Raw genomic sequence first — 24289 nt, forward strand, 5'->3', positions numbered from 1 at the left:
AAAGGCTTAATGCCTACTACCAGCCACCCTGGTATAGACCAAACCGATGCTAACTTAGGCGAGCAAGGTTACTGTTCCATGAACGACGCTCAGCGAGTCCAGCGCGCCAACCGCAGAAACGACAACGGCCCGCAAAAGCGGGCCGTTGGCTGACTGCAGCAAGGCTTAGCTGAGCGCAGCAAGCACCTTGTCAGTGATCTCGTCGACCGAGCCAACGCCGGCGATGGCGCTGTACTTCGGCGTACCGTCAGCGGCAGCGAGCTTCTGATAGAAGTCCACCAGTGGCTTGGTCTGCGAGTGGTAGACCGACAGGCGATGACGTACGGTTTCTTCTTTATCGTCGTCACGCTGGATCAGCGCTTCACCGGTTTCATCGTCAATACCGGCGACTTTCGGCGGATTGTGCTCGGTGTGGTAGACGCGGCCCGATGCAGGATGCACGCGACGGCCCGCGATACGGCCGACGATTTCTTCGTCATCAACGGCAATTTCGACCACGTTGTCGATGACCACGCCGGCTTCCTTCAGGGCTTCAGCCTGAGGAATGGTGCGCGGGAAGCCATCAAAGAGGAAACCATTGGCGCAATCGGCTTGGGCGATGCGCTCTTTGACCAGATTGATGATCAGGTCATCGGAGACCAAACCACCGCTGTCCATCACGCTTTTGGCAACCAGGCCCAATTCAGTGCCAGCCTTGACCGCAGCACGCAGCATGTCACCGGTGGAGATTTGCGGAATACCAAACTTCTTGGTGATGAAACCAGCTTGGGTACCTTTACCGGCACCGGGCGCCCCCAGCAAAATCACGCGCATCGATGTGCTCCTCAAGATTTAAGTAAAAATCGTCGGACTCGCCTCGTGGGGCCAATCTCAGAATTGTTCAAGCAGCGCTGCCAAACTGGGCCAGAGTGCCGAAAGGCCGCTCAAGATACACAGCGCACCCATAGCGCACAAGCCACCGAAAGTCGGATACACCTGCGACCACCTCTGCAAGGTAGTGCTTTCGCCAGCGCACTACATATGTGCCAGCGAAAGCCCAATACTCCCTCTGCAATACGCCTAGCCGGTGTTACGCAACCCCGCCGCAATACCCGCCACACTGACCAGCAAGGCCTGTTCCAGAGGGCTGTCGGCCTGATTGTCGCGCAGCCGTGAGCGCGCCAGCAGCTCGGCCTGAAGTAGGTGTAGCGGGTCCAGGTAGGTGTTGCGCACACTGATCGACTCCAGGGTTTCCGGGCTGTGCGCCAAGAGCTGCGACTGCCCGGTCAAACCCAGCACTGCGACCACCGCCTGCGACAATAGGCCGCGTAGATGCTCACCCAGCGGACGCAGGGCCGGCTCGACCAAACGCTCGTCATACAACTGGGCGATGGACTCGTCGGCCTTGGCCAGCACCATCTCCAGCATGTCGATACGCGTGCGAAAGAACGGCCAGTGCTCGCGCATCTGCCCGAGCAGCTCGCCTTCGCCACGCTGCAAGGCATTGTCCAGCGCCGCTTCCCAGCCCAGCCAGGCCGGCAGCATCAGGCGCGTTTGCGTCCAGGCGAAAATCCACGGAATCGCGCGCAGACTCTCGACGCCACCCTCGCGGCGCTTGGCTGGGCGACTGCCCAGAGGCAAGCGGCCCAACTCCTGTTCCGGTGTGGCTTGGCGAAAATAGTCGACGAATTGTGGGTGTTCACGCACCACCGCGCGGTAGGCGCTGACGCCATCGCTGGCCAGTTTGTCCATCAACTCGCGCCAGGCCGGCTCCGGGCTAGGCGGCGGCAACAAGGTGGCTTCCAGCACTGCTGCCAGGTAGAGATTTAGGTTTTGTTCGGCGATATCTGGCAGGCCGAATTTGAAACGAATCATTTCACCCTGCTCGGTGGTGCGGAAACGCCCCGTCACCGAACCGGGCGGCTGCGACAGAATCGCCGCATGTGCCGGGCCACCGCCACGCCCCACCGTGCCGCCGCGACCGTGGAACAGCAGCAGCTCGACATCCTGTTCACGGCACACCTGCACCAAAGTTTCCTGGGCACGGTACTGCGCCCAGGCCGCCGCGGTGGTGCCGGCATCCTTGGCCGAGTCGGAGTAACCGATCATCACTTCCTGCGGCCCGTGCAAGCGCGCGCGGTAGCCATGCAGCGCCAGCAGCCGGCTGATCACCGGACCGGCGTTGTCCAAATCGGCAAGGGTTTCAAACAGCGGTACCACGCGCATCGGCCGTTGCAACCCGGCTTCCTTGAGTAGCAGTTGCACTGCCAGCACATCGGAAGCCGCACCGGCCATGGAGATCACGTAGGAACCCAGGGATGCGGCAGGCGCATTGGCGACTTCACGGCAGGTGGCCAGCACCTCCGCGGTTTCGCCGCTGGGTTTGAAATGCCCCGGCAGCAGCGGCCGGCGGTTTTCCAGCTCTTTCAGTAGAAACGCCAGGCGCGCCTCTTCATCCCACTCGGCGTAACGGCCCAGGCCCAGGTAATCGGTGATTTCGCTCATGGCGGCGGCGTGGCGGCTGGAGTCCTGACGCACATCCAGACGCACCAGAAACAGCCCGAAGGTCGCCGCGCGGCGCAGACAATCGAGCAACGGGCCATCGGCGATCACGCCCATGCCGCATTCATGCAGCGACTGGTAGCAAAGGGTCAACGGCTCCAGCAGCTCGCGATTATCCTGCAGCACGGCTGCAGACGCCGGCACGTGCTCATGCAGCGCGGCCTGAGCCCAGCTGCGGGTGGCGCGCAGACGCTCACGCAGCTGCTTGAGCAGGCTGCGATAGGGCTCGGCGCTCTCGCCTATCCGCGCCAGCAGAGCCGGGCTGGCCTGCTGCATGGACAGATCGGCAGCCAGGTTATCGACATCGCGCAAGTACAGATCCGCCGCCATCCAGCGCGCCAGCAGCAGCACTTCGCGGGTAATGCTTGCGGTGACATTCGGGTTGCCGTCACGGTCGCCACCCATCCACGAGGCGAAGCGAATCGGTGCGGCGTCCAGCGGCAGGTGCAACCCGGTGGCGCCATGCAGCACCTGATCGGCCTTGCGCAAAACATTGGGAATGGCATGCCAGAGCGAATGCTCGATCACCGCAAAGCCCCATTTGGCTTCATCCACCGGGCTGGGCCGGCTGCGGCGGATTTCCTCGGTGTGCCAGGCTTCGGCAATCAGCCGTTGCAGGCACTGTTTGACCTGCTCACGCTCGGCCGCCGAGAGGTCGCTATGGTCGCCAGCCGCCAGCTGTTCGGCCATCGCATCGTATTTCTGAATCAGGGTGCGCCGCGCCACTTCGGTGGGGTGTGCGGTCAACACCAGCTCGATATCCAGGCGACCGAACTGGCGGGCCAGCGCCTCGCCTTTGTGGCCGTTGCTGGATAACCGCTGCAGCAGATCGGCAAGCATATTGTCTTCAAACGGCTGCGCTTCACCCGGCGCGCGGCGGCGTACGCGGTGGTACTGCTCGGCGATATTGGCCAGATTGAGAAACTGGTTGAACGCCCGAGCCACCGGCAGCAGCTCGTCATCATCCAGTTGATTGAGGGTTGCACTGAGTTGCTCTGCTCCCTCCTGCGAACCGCGGCGCGAGGCCTTAGCGCCCTTGCGAATGCGCTCAATCTTGTCGAGAAAGGCAGCGCCATGCTGCACGCTGATGGTGTTACCCAGTAGTTCGCCGAGCTGGTGGACGTCCTCGCGCAGACGCGCGTCGATTTCTGCCATGAGTGTTGCCTCCGCTAATCCTGCTTCCAGAGTGCCCAGCGCGCCAACTTCTTACAAGTGCGCGACGCTGCGGCCGCACTTATCGGGCCAGGCACTAGTCTGAGTTAAGCAAGCCCAGCCCAGACTCACAGGGCGGGCACAGAACAGACACGAGGTCATCATGAAGATTCGCGAGCTTGTTCAGCACTGGCAGGAGAATGCCCAAGGGCGGCTGAGCGTAACGCCTTATCAGATACGACTCGACCTGGAAGCCGAAGCGCGTCTGGCGGCCTTGCAGGAAATGTACCCCAAGCACCACATTGAAGAGCTGCTCGGGGAATTGCTCGGTGCCGCGCTCGATGAGCTGGAGGCCAGCCTGCCCTACGTTCAGGGCAGCAAGGTGGTGGCCAGCGATGAACAGGGCGATCCGCTGTATGAAGACATCGGCCTCACACCGCGCTTCCTCGCCCTGTCACGCCGACATTTGCAGCGCCTCAGCGAACAGCAAAAGCAGACGGGCTGAGGTTATTGGCCTTCGCTGCAACGCACAGCCTGCTTGCGGCGGTCGACGAGCACGCCGCTCAGACCCTTCTGCTCCAGATCAAACATCACCAGTACGCCATCAATGCACTGGGCGACTTGGCTGGCAGGTTTGAGGGAGACTTTATAGTCCTCGCCCGGCACCGTTTTGAGCATGGTGAACTCGGACAGCAGCAACGCATCCTCTGGCTTGGCGATGTGCAGGTAGCCGTAATAGCTGAGCACAGCCACCGTGGCGCAGATGCTGCCAATACCGGTGAGGATCAGCGGGATGGGGTTAACTTCACTCATAACAGGCTCTCGGATTTTTCAGTTAGCGGGCTAAGCACAGGCGGCGCAGCTTGCAGCAAACATTCACGCCTGCAAAGGCCCAGATTGCCGCATCATTTGCCGCCAGCGCGTACTTCCTCGCGTGCTTTGAAAGTCGCTTCATAGATGCGCTCGGCCAGGCGCGAGAACGGCAGGCTCTGCACCCACACCGTACCAGTGCCCTTGAGCGTAGCGAGGAGGATCCCCTCGCCGCCGAACAGCATGCTTTTCAGGCCGCCAGCCAGGGCGATGTCGTAATCAATGCCACTGGTAAAAGCCACCAGGCAACCAGTGTCCAGGCGCAGGATTTCGTTATCCAGCTCCTTGCGAATGACCGTGCCACCGGCATGCACAAAGGCCAAGCCGCCACCTTCGAGCTTCTGCAGAATAAACCCTTCACCACCGAAGAAACCGGCGCCCAGACGCTTGTTAAAGCTGATGCCGACTGCCGTGCCATAGGCTGCGCAAAGAAAGGCGTCTTTCTGGCAAATCAGCGTACCGCCATGCTCCGCCAACTGGATCGGCACCACGGTGCCGGGATAAGGCGCCGCAAACGCCACCCGCGCTTGGGTTTTACCGGCATTGGAGAAGTGCGTCATAAACAGCGATTCACCGGTCAGCATGCGCTTGCCCATGCCCCACAATGTGCCCAGCACACCGCTGGCGGCACCATCGCCCATGCGTGTTTCAAAGCGGATGCCGTCGGTCATGTAGTTCATCACCCCAGCTTCGGCGATCACCGTTTCGCCGGGATCAAGAATGACCTCCACGCTCTGCGCGGAGGCGCCAAGGATTTCGTAGTCGAGTTGATGGCTGGGCATAGTGGCTCCTGAGCTGATGGCAGTGGCCGTCGACGCGGCGGGGTCTAGCGGCGTACTAACGCCTCAACCTACGATCCATTAGAGGTCAGTGAGTTGCGGCGGTGCTCAACAAAATGGTCACAGGATGTTGGCGTAGTCGGCTTCGATCCGATCGAGACTCAGGTGATTGAGGAAGTTGGAGAAACACATCCAGGCCGACAGCGAATTCAGGTCACTGAACTGCGGTGGCAGGTACTTGGGCGCGACAACCAACCCTTCATCCACCAGCTGACGCAAGGAGCGCATGTCTTCCAGGGTGGTTTTGCCGCAGAACAGCAGCGGAATCTGCTCCAGCTTGCCTTTGCGCACAGCCAACTGGATGTAGTTGTAAATCATGATGAAGCCTTTCAAGTAGGACAGGTCCTTGGTGAAAGGCAGGCCGTTTGGGGTGGAACCACGGAACACCCGGTTGGCGTTGCTGTAACTCTGCTCCTGGCTAAAACCCTGCTCGCGGTAGAAGTCGAACACTTGCAGGAAATCGGCGCCCTCTTCGGCCATGTGAATGGCGCGGGTGCGGTTGGTCAGCTTGCGTAAACGGGTTGGGTAGGAGGCAAAGGTGATCACCTCCATCAGGATTGCCAGGCCTTCCTGGGTCACCGTGGACGAGGGAGGGCCCTTGGCCAGAAAGGTGCAAACCGGCTGGCTCAGACCATTCAGGGTGGTCGCCACGTGCACCAGGCCCTCGTGCACTTCCAGGGCTTTTACATCGCGCTCATTGAACATCGCATCGGCGCGGATCTTGATGTAGTCGGCACCGGCGGCGGCATCGGCGAGAATACCGTCAGACTCAAACACCCGAATGGTGCCCTCCTCCTCACCAAACACCTTGTTCAGGCGCTGTTGCAGCAGGTTGACGGCCTCTTTGGCTGTCAGGGTCTTGGCTTCGTCTTTGAGGTCACCGCGCTTGTCGATGTTATTCAGGAAGTCGGAAAACATCAGGCCCAGGTCGGCCAGGGTTGGATCGCCGGCATGGAAGGCGTCGGAAGCCGCGCCATAGAGTTCCTGGCTGATTAGACCAAAGTCCTCGGTACCGCGCGCTTCGAGCATGCGAATGACCATGCGGTACTCGCGGCACATGCGCCGCATGATCTTGCCCACCGGGTTGAACTGGCCAAGCTGGCGAGTGATGTCGCGCTCGATATTCTGGAATTCCAGCTTCTTCGCCGCCGCATCAAAGGGCAGCGACCGGTTGGCGTAGTAGGCGCGGTCAACGGCGGGCAGTTTCTTGCCTTTGTGCTTGAGAAACTCGCTGCGGATCGAGTCGTCCCACTTCACCGCATCCAGCACGCGAATCGGCGTCTGCGCGTCGACCAGGCGGTCGGACAGCGCGCGCACGATCAACTGATAATCGTCCAACCCGGTATGACTGTTCATGCTTTCCTCACCACAACCTGCTAGTCACCCGCCCGCTGATAACGCGCGACTTCGATAAACACATCCGAATTGGCCTGATCGTCGAGATAGCTGAACACCTGCTCCAGCGGGCTGCTGATCAGTACGCCATCGCCTTCTGCACCATCAATTACCTCGCCCTGTAAGGCGCCCTGCTCCAACTCTTGAAGGATGCGGTCGACATCCAGGTTGTAGATCACCAGCTCATTGCTGGTGGTCAGCTCAAAACCGGCGATGGCGAAGTTCGCCCCCAGGCTTTTCGGCAACCCCGCCGACAGGTACCAACGGCGGCCATGATGGGCCACGGTAAAACCGTACTCCTCGACGCTGTCGAGGTTGTCCAGGCTGTCGACATAGGCCCGAGCCTTGTAAACATTAGAGCCGGAGCGGGTAATTTGCAGATACAGCTGCTCGCCCCACTCATTCTTGCGCGACCACTCGCCAAGCAAGGGAATCGGGGCTGCTTCATTGGCGGGGATCGGGTCCTTGAAGGTCACCAGACAGCCACCAAGCAACAGGAAGGACACGGCAAGCAGCGCGCGCCAGGCTTTCATTCAGCTCTCCTTGTGAACGGATTTAACGGGCTACAGCCCGAGTACCAGATGCATATAGCGTTTAAGCATGGCCAACATCTCTTCACTGTCTAGATGATCAACGCCATCAAGCAGGCCCTGATACTCCATGCGCACAATAATCGCCGTCAAGAGCTTGGCATCCTGCTCTGCTTGTTGTGAGCCCAGTACTTCAAAGAAGTGCGTCACGCCCTGCAGCAGAATCTGCCGATGGGCCCGCAACAGTTCATGCAGGCGTGGGTTAAGCAAGGCCTCCTGCTGAAAGGCCTGCTCGGCCAGCAGGTGCTCACGACGGGTCAGCAATTGCTGACGCACGTACTCCACCGCCAACCGGGCGATTTCATTGGCCAGACGCCGGCGCGCCTCGGCACTGCCATCCAGACGGTTGACCTGCTCACGCAACAACCCTTCGGTACTGCTCCAGAACTGGCCCATATGCGCCGCGCTGCGCTCGACAAACTGAGCGAAGGTATCAGTGATCAGGTCGTTGATGTCTTTGAAGTAATAGGTAGTCGCCGACAGAGGCACTTCGGCCTCGGCGGCCACAGCACGGTGGCGGACTGCACGCACGCCTTCACGCACGATAATGCGCATGGCGGCATCGAGAATGGCCTGGCGGCGCTGCTCACTGCCCTGTCGGCTGGCTTTGCGGCCTTGGTATTGCACGCTCTCGGCGACGGCGTTGGCCACCAGGGTGGCGCTTTCTTGGGCAGGCTTGGCTGTCACAGCAAGACGATCCTCTGTCGTTTATTCAAGATTACTAATGACTTAGTCAGTAAATCTCAAAAATAATCCATCTGCAGACAATAAAAAGCCAGGCAATAAAAAGCCGCCCGGAGGCGGCTTAGCAACATCAGGCCTGCGGGCGCATGTGCGGGAACAGGATCACGTCGCGAATCGATGGTGAATTGGTCAGCAGCATCACCAGACGGTCGATACCAATACCCTCGCCAGCGGTCGGCGGCATGCCGTACTCCAGGGCGCGGACGAAGTCTGCGTCGTAGTGCATGGCTTCGTCGTCACCAGCGTCCTTGTCGGCCACTTGCTGCATAAAGCGCGCAGCCTGATCTTCGGCGTCGTTGAGCTCGGAGTAGGCGTTGGCGATCTCGCGGCCACCGATAAACAGCTCGAAGCGGTCGGTAACGCTCGGATCATCATCACTGCGACGGGCCAGCGGCGACACTTCAAACGGGTAGCGCGTAATGAAGTGAGGCTGCTCCAGCTTGTGCTCGACCAGCTCTTCGAAAATCATCACCTGCAATTTGCCCAGACCTTCAAAACCCAGCACCTTGGCGCCGGCCTTCTTAGCGATGGCACGGGCCTTGTCGATGTCGGTCAGGTCGGCAGCAGTCAGCTCAGGGTTGTACTTGAGTATCGAGTCGAACACCGACAGACGCACGAACGGCTCGCCGAAGTGGAACACTTTGTCGCCATAAGGCACGTCGGTGGTGCCGAGTACCAGCTGAGCCAGTTCGCGGAACAGCTCCTCGGTCAGGTCCATGTTGTCTTCGTAGTCGGCGTAAGCCTGGTAAAACTCCAACATGGTGAATTCCGGGTTATGCCGAGTCGAGACACCTTCGTTACGGAAGTTGCGGTTGATCTCGAACACCTTCTCGAAGCCACCAACCACCAGACGCTTGAGGTAAAGCTCCGGCGCGATACGCAGGAACATCTGCATATCCAGGGCGTTGTGGTGAGTCTCGAACGGCTTGGCCGCTGCGCCACCTGGGATGGTCTGCAGCATCGGCGTTTCCACTTCGAGGAAGTCGCGCTTCATCAGAAAGCTGCGGATATGCGCGATAACCTGCGAGCGAACGCGGAACGTCTGGCGCACGTCTTCGTTGACGATCAGGTCAACGTAGCGCTGACGGTAGCGCTGCTCGGTATCGCTCAGGCCATGGTGCTTGTCCGGCAGCGGGCGCAGCGACTTGGTCAGCAGGCGCACGTCGGTCATTTCCACGTACAGGTCGCCCTTGCCGGAACGGGCCAGGGTGCCAACGGCGGAGATGATGTCGCCCATGTCCCAGGTTTTCACCGCGGCCAGGGTTTCTTCCGACAGAGTCTTGCGGTTGACGTAGACCTGGATGCGCCCGGTCATGTCTTGAATCACCATGAACGAGCCACGGTTGAGCATGATGCGCCCAGCCACTTTGACCGGAATGGCCGCCTCGGCCAGCTCTTCCTTGCTCGATTCGGCGTACCGTTTCTGCAGGTCTGCGCAGTAGTTGTCACGGCGGAAATCATTCGGGAAGGCATTGCCCTGTTCACGGATAGCAGCAAGCTTTTCCTTGCGCTGGGCAACCAGCTTGTTTTCTTCCTGTTGCAGGTCGTGCTGGTCGAGTTGTTGGTCGCTCATGGTCATCGGTTTCCGTCACGGGTTCGTCACCTCCCCGCACAGGGGGAGGAACTGAAAGGTCTTACAGGCCCTGTTTCAGGCTGGCTTCGAGGTATTCGTCGATATCGCCGTCGAGCACCTTGTCGCAATCGCTGCGTTCGATGTTGGTCCGCAGATCCTTGATCCGCGATGCATCGAGCACGTAGGAGCGGATCTGGTGGCCCCAGCCAATATCCGACTTGGTCTCTTCCAGCGCCTGGGAGGCAGCGTTGCGCTTCTGCACTTCCTGCTCGTACAAGCGCGCACGCAACATCTTCATTGCGGTGTCTTTGTTGGCATGCTGTGAGCGTTCGTTCTGGCACGCCACCACGGTGTTGGTTGGTACGTGGGTGATACGTACCGCCGAGTCGGTGGTGTTTACGTGCTGACCACCGGCACCGGAGGAGCGGTAGGTGTCGATGCGCAGGTCAGCCGGGTTGATCTCGATCTCGATGTTGTCATCGATTTCCGGCGAGACGAACACCGCCGAGAACGAGGTGTGGCGACGGTTGCCAGAGTCGAACGGACTCTTACGCACCAAGCGGTGCACGCCGATCTCGGTACGCAGCCAGCCAAAGGCATACTCGCCCTTGATGTGCACGGTCGCGCCCTTGATGCCAGCGACTTCGCCGGCAGACAGTTCGACGATCTCGGCACTGAAACCACGTTTGTCAGCCCAGCGCAGGTACATGCGCAATAGGATGTTGGCCCAGTCCTGCGCCTCGGTGCCGCCGGAGCCGGCCTGAATGTCGAGGTAGGCGTTGTTCATGTCCATGTCGCCGCTGAACATACGGCGGAATTCCAGCTTCTCGAGAATGCCGCGCAGGCGCTCGATTTCGCTGACGATATCGCTCACCGCACCTTCGTCGTTCTCTTCGACGGCCATATCGAGCAGGTCGCGCGAGTCGGCCAGACTGCCAGTAAGATCGTCGATGGTCTCGACGATCTGCGCCAGCATGGCGCGTTCACGGCCCAGGTTCTGTGCGTATTCGGGGTTGTTCCAGACGTTAGCGTCTTCGAGTTCGCGGTTTACTTCGACCAGACGATCATGCTTGTGATCGTAGTCAAAGATACCCCCGAATAGTCTGGGTGCGCTCGGACAGGTCCTTGATGCTATTAAGGATCGGGTTGATTTCCATGGCTGGCAGCACTCGTAGGTCAAACTTTCGGAAAAGCCGGCGAGTATACCCCACTCGAATCCGCCCTTGCAGCCCGCAATTGGCGCTGGCGCACAGCCATGCAGACCAACGGCGCACTATACTCAAACTCATCTGTACACTGCCTACCCGCCCTCAGGAGCCGTCGTGCCATGACCTCATCGCACAGCCTGCGTAGCCGCTTCGCCATTCTGATCGCCCTGCTGGTCGCCAGCCTGAGCTGGTTGCTCGGCACCCTGATTGGCCATGACGCCAGCCAGCGCATCCGTGAGGAAGTGGGCCGCGACCTCGCCGAAGTCTCCTTTATGATGGTTGATCGCCTAGACCGCGACATGCAGAGCCGCGCCGCCATGCTGCAGGTGATCGGCAAACTGCGCGCCCTGCGCCAGCCAGACGATATTGTTGAAGTGCGCGTGTTGCTTGATCGCCTGCAAACCGAGTTCCCGAGCATCGCCTGGATCGGTTTTACCGATACCCAGGGCACGGTGCTGGCCTCGAGCGATGGCGTGCTTGAGGGCGCCAGCATCGGCCAGCGCCCCGTATTTCTCGAAGCACAGAAAAACGTATTTATCGGCGATGTGCATGAAGCCGTGCTGCTGGCCAAACTGCTGCCCAACCCAACCGGTGAGGCCATGAAATTCGTTGATATAAGCCTGCCGGTGTTTGCCACAGACGGCAGCCTGGTGGGCGTGTTGGCCTCGCACCTGTCCTGGTCGTGGGCTGACGAAGTGCGTCGGGCCATTCTCGAACCGATCCAGAAACGCCGTAATGTCGAGTTCTTTGTGATCGGCAAGGACCGCACGATCCTCCTGGCGCCCAAAGACATGATCGGTCAACGCCTGCACCTGCCCGCCCTTAACGAAGTGACACAACGCGATGACTTGTGGGCCGTGCAGGAATGGCCGGACGGCAAGCAGTACCTCACCGGCCTGGCGCTGAGCCAAGGCCACATGGATTACAAGGGGCTGGGCTGGACAGTAATTGCCCGCCAACCGCTGGACGAAGCCTACGCCCCAGCGCGCGAAACCACGCTCTACATTCTGCTTTGGGGCAGCGTCCTGGCGCTGCTGTTTGCGCTATTGGGTTGGCTAATCACCGGCTACTTCACACGCCCTTTGCGGCAGATCGCCGAGGCAGCGGACCGCCTCAGCGCCGGAGAAATCAGTGCGATACCGGAGCTGAAAAGCACCCGGGAGATCGAAGCACTCAGCAACTCGATCCGCCATTTGGTGGAGAGCCTGACTCACCAGCAAAACGCCCTCGGCGTCATGGAAAATCTCGCCCACCACGACGCACTCACCGGCCTGCCCAACCGCGTCGCCCTGGAAAGCTACCTGCCACGCGCCCAGCAACGCAGCCAAGCCGGCAGCAATTGCCTGGCGTTGTTCTACCTGGACCTGGATGGTTTCAAACCGATCAACGATCAGTTCGGCCATGCGGCGGGCGACCAACTGCTGCGTGAAGTGGCGGTGCGGCTGCGCAGCTGCCTGCGCGAGGGCGACTTGGTAGCACGTCTGGGCGGCGATGAGTTCCTGATGGTGCTTTCAGTGCCCAACAGCGAAGCGCTGCCACAGGCACAGCTGATAGCCGAACGCACGCTGGCGGCACTCAGCGCCCCCGTTGACCTGGGCAATAACCAAGTCAAGGTTGGCTGCAGCATCGGTGGCGCGCTTTGGCCATTGGACAGCAGCAACCTGGCCGAAGCCCTGGAGCTGGCCGACCAGGCGTTGTACCGGGCTAAACATGCTGGCAAGAACTGCGCGGTATTCCACGCAACCTACAAACGCTGAGACTTATTTAGCGCGCAGACGCAGCAGCTGGTCCGCCATCTCGGCCGCGTGCCGCTCGACCACCAGCGGCACCAGGTTGTCGTTGTAGCCGACCAGACGCGAGTAGATAAACTTCCAGCGCGTCTGCGCCCGTTGCAAACGCTGTTGCTGCTCGCCGGTCAACTCAGTGGCTAGGGTGGCGAGTTCGGCATCAACCTGCTTGGCCAGCACATCGATATCCTGATTCAGGTAATGCTGCTGTTGCTCGGGTAGGGTTTCGATATCACCGACATAAGCCCGTGCGGTGTAGCGCGCCGCCAGGTATTGCACCTTGGCCGGCAGGCTTTGCAAACGCAGGTCTGCCGACGTCAAGGGTTGCGCCAGGCCTTTTAACAGCTGCTGCTCAAGCGCCTCCAAGGCCGCCACCAGCTCACGCTGAGCCTTGCTGTACTGAAAATTGAACTCCCAAGGCAAGTCCGGCTCACTGGGGTTATAGGCCAACGTTTGCTCGACCAGCGCCACAAACGCGGCTAATGGCGGCTGCAATTGCTCCATCGCCAAGCGAGCCGAATCGGTCAGCGGCTGCGCCTGCACGGTCGCCAGGCTTTCACGCAACTTGCCCAGGTCAGCCTGCACCTTGGCCGCCAGCTCGGCATGTCCGCCTTCACCACGATGGATAAACAGATCAGTACTGGCGCGAAACACCTGTACCTGCGCCAGCTGCACTTGAGTCAGCGCCACATCAGGCGCGGAATGCACGATTGCGCTGAAAAGAACCAGCGCCAGACTCAGCAGGCAATTCGTGTAGGTGCGGCGCATCGGGCGTCCATCCATAGCAAGGAAAGGCGCCGATTATAGGCAGGCCGCCGGCTAGCAGCCAGAACCCTGGGCAGATGGCCGCTACGCGCTATTAGCCCGCCACCAGCTCCTGACGCACCTGAGCCTCAAGTTCGGCCTTTAGCGCCGGATCCAGCTTGAGCTGACGGGCCAGCTCTTCCAGGTAGGCACGCTCCATAAAGTGCTCTTCATCGACCATAAGCACACTGGCGATATACATTTCAGCGGCCATTTCCGGCGTGCTGGCCGCACGGGCGATTTCGGCGGGGTCCAGTGGTTTGTTCAATTCGGCCTGCAGCCAATGCTGCAGCTCGGCGTCGCCGGTGAGTTTGACCAGCTCGCCTTCGATCAACTCCCGCTCGCGGGCGTCGACATGACCATCGGCTTTGGCAGCGCCCACCAGCGCCTTGAGAATGGCCTGGCTGTGAATCTCGGCCTGTGGTGCCGGCAAGCGGTCCAGGGTTTGCGGCTCAGCCTGTGGCGCACTGGCTTGCTGCGCCTGCCAGTTGCTGTAGGCCTTGTAGGCAACCACACCAAGCGCGGCCAGACCACCATAGGTCAGCGCCTTGCCGCCCATTTTGCGCGCACTCTTGTTGCCCAGCAGCATGCCAAGCGCGCCAGCGGCCAACGCGCCACCGCCCGCGCCTTTGAGCAGAGTGCCGAGATCACCGCCCTGGCCACTTTTACCGGCGCCGCCGAGCAAACCGCCCAAAGCGCCGCCCAGGCCACCCGCTGAACCGCCTTTGCTGCCGGCGGATTTCTGTTGCATCAGGTCCTGGCCGGATTTCAACAACTGATCAAGCAAGCCACGGGTAATCATCAAGCGCTCTCCCTAAAAATGGTTGTGCAAGCACACAGACCGATTCTAGAGACGGAGGTTTCTCGCCACCTAACGCCAGAGTGCTTCGAAAGATTGCCAACGGACGTGAAAGCCATGAAAAACGGCTATTCGTCGGCTTTCTGCCGGTTACAGGACTGCAAATATGTCAAATAGTGGTCACCATCACATTCTGCCGATGGTCGATCTATATTTGACGCCGATAGGATGGCGCTACAAAAAATTGCCGAGAGCAATTTTTGACGTCGCACAGCGACGGCCCGTAGGGTGCCCGCCAAGGATGGCGGGCACACAAACCTCGCAACGGCAAAAGGCTATCAAGAGCCTACGCCGGAGACTTCGCGCCATGCACCCACGCGCCAATCGCCCCGCCCACCGCTTGCTGCGCAGCTTGCTTGCCAGTTGCTGGCTATTCAGCCCGGTGCTGGTGGCCGATGCGCCGACTACCCAGCACAGCGCCCTGGCTATGGTACTCAGCGATACGCGTCTGGCCAGCTGGCTCAACCTGCTCGACAACTCAACCGGCGACGACGAGCGCGCCCAACTGGAGCGGGTCAACCACTTCATCAACCGTTCAGTGAGTTTTGTCAGCGACCAACAGGCCTGGGGAGCCGACGATTACTGGGCCACGCCGGCGCAAACACTCCGCCTGGGCCAAGGTGACTGCGAAGATTTCGCCATCGCCAAATACTTCAGCCTGGTGCGCATGGGTGTACGGAGCGAGAAACTGCGCCTGACTTTCGTCAAGGCGCTCAAGCAGAACCAGGCGCATATGGTGCTGGCCTATTACCCCAGCGCCAGCGAACAACCGCTGATTCTCGACAACCTCGACCCACGCATCCGCCCGGCCAGTGAGCGTGGCGATCTGTTGCCGGTGTATTCCTTCAATAACCACGGGGTGTTTCTGGCCAAGTCGCCGCAGCGCGTCAGCCAGCCTCCGGAGTTTCTCGCCCGCTGGAATGAGCTGAGCGAACGCGCGCTGGCCGATGGCTCAGCCGCGCCCTCACCGCAGAGCTAGCCAATCAGCGCGGGCTGATATGGGCGATCAGCAACTGCACACTTTCTTGCCCACGGTACTCATTGACGTCCAGCTTGTAGGCCAACTCGACCCAGCGCACGGTCGGGTTCGGCCAGATTTCGCGATCCACACCAAAGGCGATGCCATCGAGCTGCACGCTGCCGCATTCGCTTTTCAGCACCACTTTGAGGTGCCGCTCACCCACCACGCGCTGCTGCACCAGCTGAAATACGCCATGAAACAGCGGCTCAGGGAAATGCTGGCCCCAGGGCCCGGCATTGCGCAGCTCCTTGGCCAGCGGTAGGTGGAACTCTTCAATGGACAAGGCGCCATCGGACAGCAAACGCCCGGTCAGATCGTCTTCACACAGCTGGCGGCGCACTTCAGCATCGAAGGCGGCAGCGAAAGCGGCGAAATTCTCATGCGGCAGTGACAACCCGGCCGCCATGGCGTGCCCGCCAAACTTGCTGATCAGCTCAGGGTGTTTGGCGGCCACGGCATCCAGCGCATCACGGATATGAAAGCCCGGCACCGAACGCGCCGAGCCTTTAAGCACGCCGTCACCCGCATCGGCAAAAGCGATGGTCGGGCGGTGATATCGCTCTTTCATCCGCGAGGCGAGGATGCCGATTACCCCCTGATGCCAATCCGCCTCGAACAGGCACAAACCAAAGGGCATGTCTTCCAACGGCAAGTCCTTGAGCTGGGCCAAAGCCTCGCGCTGCATGCCCTGCTCAATGGCCTTGCGGTCCTGATTGAGCTGATCGAGCTGCACGGCCATATCGCGGGCCAGTGCTTCGTCTTCACAGAGCAGGCATTCGATGCCCAGCGCCATATCATCCAACCGCCCGGCCGCATTCAGCCGTGGGCCAAGGATAAAACCCAGGTCCGTGGAGGTGATGCGCCGATGATCACGCCCCGCCACTTCGAGAATCGCACGCAAGCCCGGCCGCGCACGGCCGGCACGAATCCGTGCGAGGCCCTGATGCACCAGAATGCGATTATTGGCATCCAGCGGCACCACGTCGGCGACGCTACCCAGAGCCACCAGATCAAGCAGCTCGCCCAGGTTCGGCTCTGGACGCTGAGCAGTGAACCAACCTGTTTCTCGCAGCTGCGCACGCAGCGCTAGCAGCACATAGAACATCACGCCAACGCCGGCCAGTGCCTTGCTGGGGAACGCACAGCCCGGCTGGTTGGGATTGACGATGGCATCCGCCGCCGGCAACTCGGCACCGGGCAGGTGGTGATCGGTAACGAGCACGGTCAGCCCCGCGGCCTTAGCTGCGGCCACGCCTTCGACGCTGGAAATACCGTTATCCACGGTAATCAGCAATTGCGGCTCGCGTTCGAGTGCGACCGCGACGATTTCCGGCGTAAGTCCGTAGCCGTACTCAAAGCGATTGGGCACCAGGTAATCGACATGCGCTGCGCCGAGCATGCGCAGCCCCAGCACACCGACGGTGCTGGCAGTGGCACCATCGGCATCGAAGTCGCCGACGATCAGCATGCGCTGGCCTTGCTGCAGCCCTAGCACCAGCAAATCGACTGCCGTGTCCATGCCTTTAAGCTGCTGGTAGGGAATCAACCGCGCCAGGCCTTTATCCAGTTCGGCGACAGACTGAACGCCGCGAGCGGCATAGAGGCGGGTCAACAACGGCGGTAGAGCGCCCAGATCAGGCAGGGTTGCGGGCAGCGGGCGGGACTCGATACGCATCAGATTTCCGATACAAACGGTGCGAAACATTGGCAGGCGCGACCAAGTCCACGCCCACCTTCATTCAGAAGACGGAAACGCTCTAGCGCTCGCCAGCCAACCACTCAATGGGCAGCTCATGCTGGCCACGCTCATCGGTGACGAACAGCTCACCGTCGCTGATCATCACGCTCCAGTTCAGCGAGCGCGGCATATCCAGCGCCAGCTTGGCCAAGGCTTCCTGGTCGAGGGCGACGACGTTGATATTTTTCAGGCTGCGCACCGGATCGAGCGCCTTGGTCTGCCAAACGCGCAGGTTGCCGTAGGCCACCAGGCTGAATTTTTCGGTACGCCGCGAGCACCAGGTGATGCGGTCGCTGTCTGGCTGGCCGACTTCGATCCAGTGCAGCACACGGTCATCCAGGCTCTTTTCCCACAACGCCGGCTCATCCACATCCGACAGGCCGCGACCGAACGCCAGCTGCTCGTGATAGAACAGGCAATAGGCCACGAGCCGCGCTGCCAGGCGTTCTTCGGTTTCCGAAGGGTGCTTGGCAACGGTGAAACGCAGGTTTTCATAGACGCTGCGGTCCATGTCAGTGAGGTTCAGCTCAATTTTGTAAGTGGTAGACGGCAGGGCCATGGACGGGGCTTCTTGACTGGTCGAATAAGCCGGCAAGTCTACCGCAAAGGCTGCGCCATCACGAACCGGAACGCTCAGCGGGCGTAGCGAGTCCAGAGCTTGTCGAACTCGCTGCGGTAACTGGCGACCAGCAGCGCATGATCGGTCACCAGCAGATTTTCCTCGTTACTGGTGGTGGCACTGCGGGTCCAGTTGAAGCTGCCGTTGAGCAACAGGTTACCGTCGAATAACGCGAACTTGTGGTGCATGTGATACGGGCTGTCGTCGATGCGCAGCGGCACGCCCTGGGCGATCAGATGTTGGATATCACTACCCTCGTCGAACTGCTTTTCATTGTCGCTGACCACCCGCACGGCAATGCCGCGGCGATGGCAGGCGATAATTTCTTCGCTAAGGCGGTCATCGGAGATGGTGTACACGCAGATATCCAGCGATGTACGCACCTGCCGACAAAGTTCGCGAATCTTGCGCAGGCAATCATCGCCGGGGCTGAAGTGCGCGCTGGCGAGAGCCGGACGCGGTGGGGCACTGCTAGCATCGAGGGTCTTGACCACCTGCTCCAGCCATTTCAGCGCTGGCTCGCTATTGTTCAAATCGGCCTGCACCAACTCACGCACCAGGGCAAAGGCGCGGTTACGCAGGTAGCGCACCTGATCCTGGCCCAGGTCGCTGCCCAGCTGGCGCAGCTCATCACGCTCTTCATTGCTCAGGCGCAGATCGGCTAGGCTGTCGCGCAGCTGCTGATCGAGACGATTGAAATCCATTTAACCTCCTTGTCGTGCGCGCGGCGTATAGCGCCAGGCCGCATAGAGCCCACCGCAGAGCGCGCCGGCCAGATGATATTCAAATGAAACGCCTTGCTGCGGCAGCAAACCGAAGACCCAGCCGCCATGCAGAAAGAACACCAGCACCGCCAGCAGCAGGTCGAGCCAGCTACGGCGAAACCAGGCCCGCGCCAGCAGCAGCGCCCACAGCCCGAACAACCAGCCGCTGGCACCGACATGGATACCCTCGCGGCCGAATAGCCAGACCAACAACCCACTGCCGAGGATGATAAACAGGCTGGCCTGGATAAAGTCGCGACGCGACTCGAGCAAGGCCAGCAGCCCCAGCACCAGCAGACCGCTGAGGTTGCTCAGCAGGTGCATCCAGCCGCCATGCAGCCAAGGCGCAAACAGCACGCCCGGCAATGACTCAAGCCGCCGCGGTATTACCCCCCAGATATTCAGGCTGTAAGCACTCAGGCTGTTGCCCAGCTGCAGCACCAGCATCAGTACGGCGATGCCCAACAACAACTGCACGCGTGGCAACAGCCCGGCCTTCATGGCGTTTCGCTTTCGCTGTCGCCACTCAGGCGCGATTCATGGCCCAGTTGCTCACCGAGATCACGCAGTTGGGTGGATATTTCCAGCATGCGATTGTGGGTACGCAGGTCGATATCGATCTTCTTGTCCATCGCGTGGATCAAAGGCAGAAAGCTGTTCTGCAGACTGTCGGCCAGGCTTTCTAGGACTTTCTGCACGGCTGGCTGCGGCGGCGTAATCACTTCCACCTGCGGACGCAGCTTGCCCAGATTATCCAACCCGGCGAGCAGCTCGGCCCAGGGAATCGTCTGTGCGGCGGCTTGCTCGCCCGGTGCCAGCTTGGCCAGGCCACGCACCCCCTCGACCAGATCATTGAGCTGGGCCACCACCCGGCCACCGACATCCGTATCGCTGCCGCCCATGGCCTTGTTACGCATAAAGTCGCGTTTGATCTGCGCCCAGCGCTCGGCCTGTACGTCGGTCATATTGCCGCGCAACTCGGCGAGCTTGAGCAGGTTTTCCTCGGCGCCTGTGGTGAGCAACTGGGATTCGCCCTGGTAGTGATCGGCGATCAGCTGTAGCACCTCGGTGTCGTTCATCACCGCGCTGATTTTCTCTGCCATCTTGTTCATGTTGCGGTAGCTGCCCTGCAACTTGAACGGCGGTTCGGTGCGGTACTGATCGGCCTGGGCGGCACTGGCGATGTACTGCTGATTGACCCGGCCAACCACATCGCGCACCTGCATCAGGCGCTGCAAGGTGGTGACAATCTCGTTGACCTCGGCGGCGCTGTAGCTGTGGCTCAACTCATTGCTGGAAAACGGCTTGCCCTCGGCCTTGGCGACGAAGCGATAGACATCGGCCATATCGCGAGTGGCCAGCGGCGCCAGCACCGGGTTGGAGGTCAGGCCGTTCTCGATATAGGACAGCGCAAAGGCTTCCTGCATGCCGCCCAGGGTGTCGCCGAGGTTATAGATGTCGGCGCGGTTGGCCAGCATATCCGGGATTTTGAATACGTCACCGGACTCGGTATAGGGGTTGCCCGACATGATCACGCAGAACTTGCGCCCACGCATGTCGTAGGTGCGGGTGCGCCCCTTCCACACGCCTTCGATACGTCGCGTGCCGTCACACAGCGAGATAAATTTCTGCAGAAATTCCGGGTGAGTGTGCTGGATATCGTCGAGATAGAGCATCACGTTGTTGCCCATCTCCAGCGCCAGGTTGAGCTTTTCCAGCTCCTGGCGGGAAGTGGCGTCCGGCGCCTGGGCCGGGTCCAGCGAGCGCACTTCGTGCCCCAGCGCCGGGCCGTTGATCTTCATAAAGATCAGGCCGAGGCGGTGAGCGACATACTCCATCAGCGTGGTTTTGCCGTAACCCGGCGGCGAAATCAGCATCAGCAAACCGGACAGGTCCGAACGGCGGTTCTCCCCGGCGGTGCCCATCTGTTTGGCCAGGTTGTCGCCGATCACGCCCAGGTAGACATCGTTGATCAGCTTGTTACGCACGAAGGAACTGAGCGGCTTGGGCTTGAATTCATTTAGGCGCAGCGCCTCACGCTCGCGCGCCACCACCTCCTGGCGAAGCGCCTGGTAGCGCTGCAAGCCAGGCAGGAACTGCTCGCGGTGCACGCGCAGGCGAGCGAAGAAATCGTCCACCGCCAGCACCAGTTGCCGTTCGCTGATACGCGGGTGCTCACCCATCAGCTCCTTGACGGTAAAACGCAGGTCCACCTCGGTGATACGTTTGGGCACGCCCTCGGCGAGCAGGCTCAAGGCCACGGCCTCGGGCACATAGGCGCTGAGCGCGGCGAATTCTTCTGCCGCGCACAGGCCGCGCAGCCAGTTCTCCACCAGCGCCCATTGCGCCGCCGGGCGATCCTGCAGTTGTGCCAAGGTCTGCTGATACACATCCCACATATGCGCCGTCTGCAGACGCGCCTGCAAACCGGCCAGCAACTCGCGGGCATATTTGCTGAACACGAACTCGATACGCTCAGCGGCCAGTTCCTGCACCAGGTATTCCGCCGCCTCTGCCAGCGTCGCCGGAGTCAGGCTTATGCCCTGTTGGGCGCTATAGCCGAGCATGGCTTCGGCAATTTCCGCCTGCAGTTGCAACAGGCTGTCGCGTTGACCGAACAACTGCTGGATATGCCGGGCACTACGCGCGCGCTGCGGCCATTGCTTGGCATCGTCACGACGCAGCGTCTGGCCCCAGAAAAAGCTGGCGAAGCCGCGCGGCAAGGCGCCGTAACTCAGCAACCCGGCACTGTCGCGCAACGGCAACAGCTGGGTGAGGATCAACGCCGCATCATGGTCGTGGATGCCCTTCTCGTAGCCTTCCTTGTAACGCGGCGCGGCGAAGTCGCGAATGCTCTTGATCAGCGCGTCCGGCTGCGCCAGCTGTTGCTTGAGCAGATCCAGACTAAGGCCATCGCGCCCGGCGTCGGCGGCTGCCAGCACTTCGCCGGCCAGGTATTCGGCGCGGTACAGCGTGGCGGATTCAGACTCCAGAGACACCTGCCAATAGTCGCGCAGCGCTTCCAGCTCGGCATTTTGCAGCGGTTCGAGGAATTCGGTACCGGTCAGGTGCAGGTAGAGCTGATCGCCACGCGGCATCAGGGTCAGGTCCAGCTCCTGGGTGTTGACGCTGAAGCGATGACGCGGGCCGAGCTTGATGACGTTGCCGCCTTCCTCGAACAACTCGCTCTTGTCGCGCAGGCTGCGCACCGCCTGATCGCGGGCGGCCTTGAGGCGCGACTCGACGTCCTCGGCCTTGACGCTGTCCTTCAGCTCGCGCAGGCGTTCGGCCAGCTCGCGCAGCTTGAGAATCAACGGATCAGAAGCAAAGAAGGCATTCAGCTCATCGGCTTGAGTCAGACGTGCGGTGCGCCGGCCAAGGCTTTCCAGAATCCGCCGGGCGGCGTCGAGCAGGCCCTGGGCCTTGCGTTGACGCTCATCGAGCAGTGCCTGTTTGTGCGCCTCGAAGGTTTCCAGCAGCTCCTCGCGCTTGGCCAGAATATCGCCGAGGAACTGCTCCTGGTCGCCGAACTGACTCTCCAGCTCTTCCAGCTGTACCAGCAGGCGCGACAGCTGTTCGTCGCAGCGCTCCGGGTCCTGAGCCATGGCCAGGGCATTGGTGATGCCCTGACTGAACAGTTTGAACTGGGCGCCGAACTGCGCCACGGTTTCCGCCGAGCCCAGGCCCTTGCGCCGCTGTTCGGCGCGGGCCTTGGTTTGGTTGAGACGGGCATAGACTTCGGAAATCGACTCGACGATCGCGGTGCGCTGGGTAGCATCGTCGATCGGCAGCGAGGCCATCAGGCTGGACAACATATCCAGGTTGCCGGCCATGGCCTGCAACGCCACCAGCGGTTCGTTGAGTTGGCTGACGCTCTCGGCCTTCTGCGCCTGGGCGTCGAGCTGGGCCAGCTGCAGCACATAGGGTTCCAGCGCGGCCTTGCTGGCCAAAAACCCCGAGGTGGCGGCCGCGACCTGCTCCTGGGCCGTCAGCAGTTCGGTTTCCATGGCGTCGATACGCGCCACATCGATATAGCGGTAATCGCGAATAGTCAGTAGCTGGCCACGCTGGGCATTGATGCCGTTGAGCGCATCGACGAAGTGCTGCACCTCGTCCCAGCTATCGATCAGCAGACCGGAGAGCAGCGCCTGCTGCCGGGTTTCGGCCTCAGCCATCGCGCGAGCCGATTGCTGACGAATGCTCTCGACTTTCTCGAATTCGTCGAGCACCAGTTCGCCGGTGGCGGCGATCTCGCGCAGCAGCGGCGCCATGCCTTGGCACTGGGCATCACCCAACCAGTGGTAGACGTCAAACAAGCGGCGGGTGTTCTGGCACAGCTGGGTATAACGCTGCACCGAGACTTCCGGCGTCTCGATCTCGCGGCTAAGGCCCAGCAGGTCGGAGACACCGCGCACCAGCTCAGCATTGCCGATGCGCCCGAAGAAGCCGCTGCGAACCGGTTGGCGAGCGGCGAAATCATCGCTGCAGAACGGCGTCTGCCAGATCTGCATCGGGTGGATACGGGTCGGTTCTGTGCCTTCGGCGGCGAAGATCACCATGCGCCCGTCTTCCAGGCGCGCGAATCCATGGCCGAAGATCGGGTTGTGCAGCTGGCGGTTGATCATGTTGTAGGTGAACAGCGCCGAACGGCCTTCTTCCGGGTGGTAGAAGATGTACTGCACGTCCTCGCCATTGGGCGAACGCACCGCGCGCTTGAAGCGCATGCCGGCCATGGGCTGCTCGAAGGCCTTGGACTCGCCATTCTGCAGGTAGTAGCCACCGGGAAAGATGATGCCGTGGTCTTCCGGTAGCTGCACGCAGGCCTGGCCGATGGCGTCGATGCGCTCGACCTTGCGCGTCAGGCTGTTGAACACCAGGTAGCGCCACTGCTCTTCGCGGTACGGCAGGACTTTCAACAGGATCAGGCTGCCGAGTTTGGCGTACTCGATCTGCGCGTCGTCCAGCGACTGAGTCTTGTCCAGCACAGCTTCGCGGTAGATGCCCAGGCCGTCTTCGGTATTGTTCTCGACCTTGACCGTGAGGTCGCCGCCGATGGTTTCAACAAAGAGGGTGTCGAGGATATTCATATGCGGGTGGCGGCCATTGACCACCATCTCGCGGGAGGTTTTCTGCCACTCAAAATCGAACGGCGCCGGCAGCGCTATGTCGCGCTCGCCACGGTTGTCGATATAGCGAACTTCTTTGCCGCCGTCGGCGATCGACCAGCGGAACACCCGGATATCGCTGATCCGCTCGCCGATCTGGAAGCTGGCCAGCAGCTTGCCGTCGCGCACCAGCAGCTGCAGCAGGCGGGTGTTCTTGTAATAGGTGTAGAGCTCGTTGAAGTCGTTAACGAAGCTGCTCTGGCCGAGAAAGCTGTCGGCCAGCGCTACGCTCTCGGCTTCATAGCCTTCGTCCTGCTCGCTCAGGCGATACAGGGAAAACACGTCCTCGACGCGTGTTTCCTTTTTCAGGCCGAGGAACACGTTGTAGCCGAAAAGCAGATTCTCGCCGACCTGGACAATATCGCGGGCCGTGCAGTTGTTCTCGGTGCGGATGCGTACCCGCCCGACCACTTCCATCTGGCTGCTGCCAAACTCCTGCAAACGCTGAGCGTTCAGCGCCTCGGCGCTCTGGCGCAGGCGCAGGCCTTGCTCCTGCAGGCGCTTGTGCAGCACCTCGTAGGCACCGCCTTCGGCGACGGCCTTGTCCAATACATCCTGTGGTTGGGCTACGGCTGGAGCATCCGACATCGTGGTCTTCCTGAATCTGCGCTGTCTGCTAG

19 protein-coding genes are annotated in these 24289 nt (G+C 61.0%); 3 read left to right on the plus strand and 16 right to left on the minus strand.

Annotation, left to right across the window (positions count from 1 at the left end):
- Positions 1-165: 165 nt before the first annotated feature.
- On the minus strand, positions 166-813 hold the full coding sequence (gene adk / locus HCI85_RS03360) for an adenylate kinase (RefSeq protein WP_167141908.1): 648 nt from the start codon (positions 811-813) through the stop codon (positions 166-168).
- A gap of 246 nt (positions 814-1059) precedes the next feature.
- Positions 1060-3696 (minus strand): phosphoenolpyruvate carboxylase, encoded by a 2637-nt coding sequence (gene ppc, locus HCI85_RS03365; RefSeq protein WP_167141911.1) that lies wholly within the window; start codon positions 3694-3696, stop codon positions 1060-1062.
- 160 nt (positions 3697-3856) lie between these two features.
- Between ppc and HCI85_RS03370 the strand changes: the two genes are divergently transcribed.
- The gene (locus tag HCI85_RS03370) at positions 3857-4198 is read left to right on the plus strand and encodes a pilin assembly protein (RefSeq protein WP_167141914.1); all 342 of its coding nucleotides are present in this window, start codon (positions 3857-3859) and stop codon (positions 4196-4198) included.
- A gap of 2 nt (positions 4199-4200) precedes the next feature.
- Here the strand turns inward: HCI85_RS03370 and HCI85_RS03375 are convergent, their stop codons facing one another.
- The 7 genes from HCI85_RS03375 to prfB form a co-directional block, all read right to left on the minus strand.
- Positions 4201-4506 (minus strand): hypothetical protein, encoded by a 306-nt coding sequence (locus HCI85_RS03375; RefSeq protein ID WP_090248537.1) that lies wholly within the window; start codon positions 4504-4506, stop codon positions 4201-4203.
- Between the two features lie 92 nt (positions 4507-4598).
- A complete protein-coding gene (locus HCI85_RS03380; protein ID WP_167141917.1) occupies positions 4599-5345 on the minus strand; it encodes a TIGR00266 family protein in 747 nt (248 codons plus the stop codon).
- Positions 5346-5462: 117 nt separating this feature from the next.
- Complete coding sequence (locus HCI85_RS03385; protein WP_167141921.1) at positions 5463-6758, minus strand: flavohemoglobin expression-modulating QEGLA motif protein; 1296 nt, start codon at positions 6756-6758, stop codon at positions 5463-5465.
- A gap of 20 nt (positions 6759-6778) precedes the next feature.
- Positions 6779-7330 carry a hypothetical protein gene (locus tag HCI85_RS03390; protein WP_090248542.1) on the minus strand — a complete coding sequence of 184 codons (552 nt, stop codon included), beginning with the start codon at positions 7328-7330 and terminating at the stop codon, positions 6779-6781.
- Positions 7331-7360: 30 nt separating this feature from the next.
- Positions 7361-8074, minus strand: coding sequence for a TetR/AcrR family transcriptional regulator (locus tag HCI85_RS03395; protein WP_167141924.1), 714 nt, complete (start codon positions 8072-8074; stop codon positions 7361-7363).
- A 127-nt stretch (positions 8075-8201) separates the two neighbouring features.
- Positions 8202-9704, minus strand: a complete 1503-nt coding sequence (gene lysS / locus HCI85_RS03400; RefSeq protein ID WP_090251173.1) for a lysine--tRNA ligase — start codon at positions 9702-9704, stop codon at positions 8202-8204.
- A 61-nt stretch (positions 9705-9765) separates the two neighbouring features.
- Positions 9766-10861, minus strand: a protein-coding gene (prfB, locus tag HCI85_RS03405; protein WP_160085219.1) for a peptide chain release factor 2 whose coding sequence is annotated in 2 segments (ribosomal slippage) — positions 9766-10788 and positions 10790-10861 — 1095 coding nt in all. Because the reading frame shifts where the segments join, the coding sequence is not laid out codon by codon here.
- Positions 10862-11031: 170 nt separating this feature from the next.
- Here prfB and HCI85_RS03410 point away from each other — a divergent pair.
- Positions 11032-12669, plus strand: a complete 1638-nt coding sequence (locus HCI85_RS03410; RefSeq protein WP_167141927.1) for a diguanylate cyclase domain-containing protein — start codon at positions 11032-11034, stop codon at positions 12667-12669.
- Positions 12670-12672: 3 nt separating this feature from the next.
- Here the strand turns inward: HCI85_RS03410 and HCI85_RS03415 are convergent, their stop codons facing one another.
- Both HCI85_RS03415 and HCI85_RS03420 read right to left on the minus strand, forming a co-directional pair.
- A complete protein-coding gene (locus tag HCI85_RS03415) occupies positions 12673-13467 on the minus strand; it encodes a hypothetical protein (RefSeq protein ID WP_167141930.1) in 795 nt (264 codons plus the stop codon).
- Between the two features lie 91 nt (positions 13468-13558).
- Positions 13559-14305: a tellurite resistance TerB family protein gene (locus tag HCI85_RS03420; protein ID WP_167141933.1), complete on the minus strand. Its 747-nt coding sequence runs from the start codon at positions 14303-14305 to the stop codon at positions 13559-13561.
- Between the two features lie 364 nt (positions 14306-14669).
- Here HCI85_RS03420 and HCI85_RS03425 point away from each other — a divergent pair, with 364 nt between their 5' ends.
- Positions 14670-15341, plus strand: coding sequence for a transglutaminase-like cysteine peptidase (locus tag HCI85_RS03425; protein ID WP_167141936.1), 672 nt, complete (start codon positions 14670-14672; stop codon positions 15339-15341).
- A gap of 4 nt (positions 15342-15345) precedes the next feature.
- Here HCI85_RS03425 and recJ read toward each other — a convergent pair whose 3' ends face one another.
- The 5 genes from recJ to HCI85_RS03450 form a co-directional block, all read right to left on the minus strand.
- Complete coding sequence (recJ, locus tag HCI85_RS03430) at positions 15346-17058, minus strand: single-stranded-DNA-specific exonuclease RecJ (protein ID WP_167141939.1); 1713 nt, start codon at positions 17056-17058, stop codon at positions 15346-15348.
- Positions 17059-17140: 82 nt separating this feature from the next.
- Positions 17141-17680, minus strand: coding sequence for a YaeQ family protein (locus HCI85_RS03435; RefSeq protein WP_160085224.1), 540 nt, complete (start codon positions 17678-17680; stop codon positions 17141-17143).
- 74 nt (positions 17681-17754) lie between these two features.
- Complete coding sequence (locus HCI85_RS03440; protein WP_167141942.1) at positions 17755-18444, minus strand: phospholipase D-like domain-containing protein; 690 nt, start codon at positions 18442-18444, stop codon at positions 17755-17757.
- Entirely contained in the window at positions 18445-19005 is a 561-nt protein-coding gene (locus tag HCI85_RS03445; protein WP_167141945.1) for a rhomboid family intramembrane serine protease, read from the minus strand. It lies immediately after the preceding gene.
- Positions 19002-24257, minus strand: coding sequence for a DNA repair ATPase (locus tag HCI85_RS03450; protein WP_167141949.1), 5256 nt, complete (start codon positions 24255-24257; stop codon positions 19002-19004). Before HCI85_RS03450 ends, HCI85_RS03445 begins: the two co-directional genes overlap by 4 nt.
- Between the last annotated feature and the right edge of the window lie 32 nt (positions 24258-24289).

The organism is Pseudomonas sp. OTU750018, assembly GCF_011636575.1.
Lineage (GTDB): Bacteria > Pseudomonadota > Gammaproteobacteria > Pseudomonadales > Pseudomonadaceae > Aquipseudomonas > Aquipseudomonas peli.